Source organism: Blautia sp. AF26-2, from assembly GCF_003460955.1.
GTDB lineage: Bacteria > Bacillota > Clostridia > Lachnospirales > Lachnospiraceae > Fusicatenibacter > Fusicatenibacter saccharivorans.
On record NZ_QTWD01000024.1, the window covers coordinates 1 to 5,258 of the forward strand.

General features: G+C 42.1%; 7 protein-coding genes and 1 pseudogene. All 8 read left to right on the forward strand.

All coding sequences use genetic code 11. The features are described from left to right. Positions 1–104: 104 nt before the first annotated feature. A pseudogene (locus DWY63_RS19005) lies at positions 105–254 on the forward strand (tyrosine-type recombinase/integrase); the annotation flags it as partial. Between the two features lie 25 nt (positions 255–279). Continuing rightward, positions 280–468, forward strand: a complete 189-nt coding sequence (locus DWY63_RS17750; RefSeq protein WP_117802753.1) for a helix-turn-helix domain-containing protein — start codon at positions 280–282, stop codon at positions 466–468. Continuing rightward, on the forward strand, positions 461–1,153 hold the full coding sequence (locus DWY63_RS17755) for a response regulator transcription factor (protein ID WP_117802754.1): 693 nt from the start codon (positions 461–463) through the stop codon (positions 1,151–1,153). Before DWY63_RS17750 ends, DWY63_RS17755 begins: the two co-directional genes overlap by 8 nt. Before the next feature lie 5 nt (positions 1,154–1,158). Next, positions 1,159–2,076: a sensor histidine kinase gene (locus DWY63_RS17760; protein WP_012816190.1), complete on the forward strand. Its 918-nt coding sequence runs from the start codon at positions 1,159–1,161 to the stop codon at positions 2,074–2,076. A gap of 134 nt (positions 2,077–2,210) precedes the next feature. Then, the gene (locus tag DWY63_RS17765) at positions 2,211–3,137 is read left to right on the forward strand and encodes an ABC transporter ATP-binding protein (RefSeq protein WP_117802755.1); all 927 of its coding nucleotides are present in this window, start codon (positions 2,211–2,213) and stop codon (positions 3,135–3,137) included. Further along, a complete protein-coding gene (locus tag DWY63_RS17770) occupies positions 3,130–3,915 on the forward strand; it encodes an ABC transporter permease (RefSeq protein ID WP_024738632.1) in 786 nt (261 codons plus the stop codon). Before DWY63_RS17765 ends, DWY63_RS17770 begins: the two co-directional genes overlap by 8 nt. Before the next feature lie 2 nt (positions 3,916–3,917). Continuing rightward, complete coding sequence (locus DWY63_RS17775; protein ID WP_024738633.1) at positions 3,918–4,697, forward strand: ABC transporter permease; 780 nt, start codon at positions 3,918–3,920, stop codon at positions 4,695–4,697. Positions 4,698–4,704: 7 nt separating this feature from the next. After that, positions 4,705–5,166, forward strand: a complete 462-nt coding sequence (locus DWY63_RS17780) for a hypothetical protein (protein WP_117802756.1) — start codon at positions 4,705–4,707, stop codon at positions 5,164–5,166. Positions 5,167–5,258 lie beyond the last annotated feature (92 nt).

Sequence of the window (5,258 nt, forward strand, 5' to 3'; positions counted from 1 at the left end):
ATATTTTTGATAAAATTTCATTTGATGCGCCTGTTTTTTGCCTTTTTGTCAGTGTTAATAAGAGGGACAAGTTTTCCTCCTTCGTCAGTACATATGGCACAGTTATGAAAAGAGGTGTCCTATATTATAGGACAAGAATCAAAGACGCGAATGGTAAGCTCGTAGCTATCTACGCAAAAACACCTGAAGAACTATACAACAAAGAAACGCTTGCGTTGGAACAGATAAACTTGTATTGTTCGAGACGAAGAACTATAATGTACTCTGTGGAGGTGCATAATGGATTATATGACACTAAAAGAGGCCGCCGAAAAATGGGGCGTGACACCTCGTAGAGTAAATTACTATTGCACTGCTGGGCGTATCCCCGGCGCTGTAAAGATGGCTGGTGTTTGGCTGATCCCAAAGAACGCAGAAAAGCCGATTGACGGAAGGACAAAACAAGGGAAGGGGTTGCACCATGAATAAAATCCTGATTATAGATGATGACAGAGAACTGTGCGCTTTGATTAAACGTAGCGTACAAGCAGAAAACATAGAAGCTGATTTTTGTAATACCGGAAAAGAGGGCTTACAAAAATTAAGAGAGCAGGAGTATCAGCTTGTGGTGCTGGATGTGATGATGCCTGGTATGGATGGCTTTGAAACGCTGGAAGAAATCCGCAAAGAGAACAGTCTGCCGATTTTGATGTTCACATCTAAAAATGACAGCATTTCTAAAGTACGGGGCTTACGAGCCGGGGCGGACGATTATCTGACAAAACCGTTTGATATGGACGAACTGATTGCCCGTATTGCGTCCCTCATTCGCCGCTACACCCGTTTTAATCATCAAGCCGGAGCTGTGCAAAAACTGGATTTTGATGGATTGCAAATTGACCTTGAAAATCGTTCTGTTACGACGGCAAACGGCACTTTTGAACTTCCGCCAAAGGAATTTGATTTGCTCCTGTACTGTGCAAAACATCAAGGGAAAATTTTGACCAAACAGCAGATTTATGAGGAAGTATGGGGCGAAGAATATTTCTATGATGACAGTAACATTATGGCGATTATCAGCCGACTTCGTAAAAAATTAGAAGTCAATCCTTCAAGCCCAAAGTACATACAAACGGTCAAAGGGATTGGCTACCGGTTTAATAAGGAGGTGTAGTCAGCATGGAAATTATCGTATTCTTGTCCATTGTGATTGCTGTTGTGGCTGTATTGACTTCTATCGTTCTCGTTCGGCGTGTAAAAAAACAAATAGCAGAAATGACCGATGTGCTGGTTGATGTGAAAAACGGAAATGGCAACCGGCGTATTCTATCTGCAACAAATGAACTGACAGCACCTCTTGCCTATGAAATCAATGAGATTGTTGTGGCCTATGAAAGCAGACTTTCAACTGTACGGCAGACAGAAGAAACCAACCGCCAGCTTATGACGAGCCTTTCCCATGACGTGCGAACGCCCCTTACTACTCTGCTTGGGTATCTTGACGCTACACACAAAGGACTGGTCACAGGAAAAGACCGGGATGATTATATTGAAACCGCCCGTCGGAAAGCCCATGATCTAAAAGAATACATTGATGTACTCTTTGACTGGTTCAAGTTAAATTCCAACGAGTTTGCTTTGGAGATCCAGAGCGTTGAGGTTGCAGAGCTGACAAGAAACATTCTGATCGACTGGATACCGATTTTTGAGGATAAACAGGTTGATTATGACATTGATATTCCTGAACAGCCTGTCCGGGTAAGATTGGATATGGATAGCTATATGAGGATCATCAATAACCTTATTCAAAATGTAATCGCTCACAGCCATGCGGACAAAATCAAAATTTCCCTATCGAAGAAGGAAAATAACATGGAGCTGCTGCTGGCGGATAATGGAGTGGGAATTGAGAAAGAAGATTTGAAACACATATTTGAACGGCTTTATAAGTGTGATAAAGGACGCTCTGAAAAAGGCAGCGGACTTGGTCTTTCTATTGTCCATCAGCTTGTAGAAAAGATGGGGGGAAGTATAACAGTTGAAAGTTTGCCGGGAAAAGGAACTGAATTTATGTTGCTTTTTCCTTTGGAGAGTTAAGCGGGTTCCCGTCTTTATGGCGGGAGCCTTTGTCATTTTACTGGATTTCAAATTGCAAGGTTAATGCAAGGTTGCGGCAAGGTTAATGCAAGGTTGGCATGATAGAATACCTTACAGAACAGGAGGTTTTGAATATGGATACAAATTATATCATTGAAACAAAAAATCTGACAAAGCAATACGGCTCACAAAAGAGTGTGGCTGACTTAAATATCCATGTCAAGCGTGGGAGAATTTATGGTCTGTTGGGTAGAAACGGAGCCGGAAAAACCACAACTATGAAAATGCTGTTGGGTTTAACGAAGCCTACTTCCGGTGAGGTCAAAATCTGGGGAAAGTCTTTGCAAGGGAATGAAAAGAAGTTGCTGCCCCGCATTGGCAGTTTGATTGAGTCCCCTGGTTTTTATCCCAATCTGACCGGTACGGAGAACCTGCGTATCTTTGCTACCCTGCGTGGAGTACCAAACAATCATGCCATCAAAGACGCTCTGGATTTGGTCGGGCTACCTTACAAGGATAAAAAGCTGTTTTCGCAATACTCTCTTGGCATGAAGCAGCGGCTGGCGATTGCCCTTGCAGTCATGCACGATCCGGAGCTTTTGATTTTGGATGAGCCGATCAACGGTCTCGATCCCATCGGTATTGCAGAAGTGCGATCCTTTATCCGTGAGCTTTGCGACACTAGAGGAAAAACCATTTTAATCTCCAGTCACATTCTTTCGGAGATTTCCTTGCTGGCTGACGATATTGGAATTATTAACCACGGTGCATTGCTGGAAGAAGAAAGCCTTGCTGAGTTGGAGCAAAAAAGCAGTAAACATATCCGGTTTACGCTCTCTGATACTGCACAGGCGGCAAGAATTTTGGAACGCAATTTCCATGAAACCCATTTTTCCATACAAGACGACCACAATCTGCGTCTACACAATATGGAGCTACCCGTGGGGAAAATTGTAACTGCTTTTGTAGAAAACGGATTGGAGGTATCAGAAGCACATACCTGTGAAGAAAGTCTTGAAGATTACTTCAAGCGTGTGACAGGGGGCGAAGGAATTGCTTAAACTAATCAAATGCGAATTTTTGAAATTGAAACGGAAGAAATTTATTCCGCTGATTATTTTGGCTGCGTTCCTGTTTCCAATCCCGCTGACTTATCTGATGACAACGCCCTCTATGATGGAGCGATATACGGATCGGGCAGATGCTTTCGATGGACTATTTAACATGGTGTTGGGATATGGTATCCAGTTTTTACTGCCCTGCATTATCGGAGTGATTGCCGCTATTCTGTTTTTTATGGAACGCGACAACGATACATTCAAAAATCTGCGTACAATTCCCGTAACCAGCACGCAAATGGTACTTGCAAAGATTATTGTCCTTTTTATCTTTGGAATTGTTTTTTGCGTGGCTTCTACCATTGCAACAATTCTTTGCGGAATTGGAACATTAGAAGTTTATGGAATTGGTTATAAGCTGTTTTTGGCGGTTGAAACGGGGATCTTCATTACGGCAGGAACACTCCCGTTGATTGTCCTTGTTGTCTTTTTCAGTAAGACCTATGTTTTTTCCATTTTGTTGTGTGTCTTTTACAGCGTTCTGAACATGAGTGCTACGGCATTGTTTGACACACTGCCTAAAACTATGTTATGGCTTCTGCCCACGCCACTGACTACATTTTGGAGTGCGGGAGATATGGCGGCTCATGGAATAAAAATGGACTTGGAGCAAATGACAGGGCTAATTCCCTCAACATTTCAAGTTGTATTCATTCTTGGGATTATGGCATTCGTTTCGTTCTTACTGATTGACAGATTATATAAGCAGAGGGGGGAATAAACATGGTTCGCATTGTAAAAACAGAATTTTATAAATTGAAAAGGTATCATATCCTTTGGGCGGGCGTTGCACTCATGCTCCTATCCGTCCTGCTGACCTTGTTTACCTCTATGGCGAATGATGGTTCCGTTTGGGATTTTGCCTATCTTACAGAACAGGTCATCAAAAACAATATGTCCATGATTTTTCCGATGTGTATCAGCCTAATTGCTGGATATATGATTTCTCGTGAGCAGACGGATGACACATTGAAAAATATTCTGACTGTGCCGATCTCTTTTAAGAAACTGTTGACCGGAAAATTGATTGTGTGCGGCGTATTGTCTATTATTTTCGGGCTGATATGCAGTCTGTTTACAATCATAGCAGAAATGATTGTGGGATTTCCCGGCTTTGAGATTTCCTTAGCTCTAAAAGCAGCCTTGCAGATTACTGCGGTTAATTTCTTTTTATATCTTGCGGTTCTGCCGATTATCGCTCTTACTTGTCGGAGTGCAGGCAGCTTTTTAGTCGGTGTAATCATTGCTTTTGTCTATGGATATGGAGGGATGTTTGCCGCTGGAAATATGACATTAGCAAACCTTTATCCGATTACCGCAAGTCTTGGAATGGTAGGCTACCGTAGCTATGATACCGCAGTCAACTGGAATATCGGAACCTGTTCTTGCAGTCTTGCGCTTGCTGTCGTTATTTCTGCCATCTTGATTTTGTGCATGAAAGAACGAGAAGCAACCCAAACAAAGAAAAAGGCCAAAAAGGTAGCTCCAAAGAAAGGCTGGTGATGATTTTATGAAGAAAATAGTTTTAGCATTAACATTCGTCCTTGTGGGAAGTTTTATGCTTGCTGGCTGTTCAAAAGATGAAATTCTCAATCATTACAATAACATTGTTCAGTCTGCGGGTTCCATAGAACTGACAGGGAAATCGTCACTGCAAGGGGAAAAAGAAAAAGGAATTGATGATTATACAGGGACTTATACGGCTGATTATGCGAACTTTTCAGGTACAGAGTATTTGTTCGGAGGAACTTCCATAAAGAGAGAAGCCGGTAAGGAGCTGTCCATTGATTGCACCTTGGAGATTACGGAAGGTACTGCAAAAGTATTTTGGATTTCTGGATCTGATGAAGCAGTCACGTTGATTGAAACAACCGGAACTTATAGTGACATAATTACACTTCCTGATGGTGGAAATTATATTGGCATTGAATGTGAGAATTTCACTGGAAACATTGAATTAAATATTGAATAATACTCTGCCGGACGACGGCAAAAGAAAAAAAGCCGTCGTAGAGCAGACAATTTGACACGCCCATTTGAAACGGCGGCTTTGATTTTCAGAGC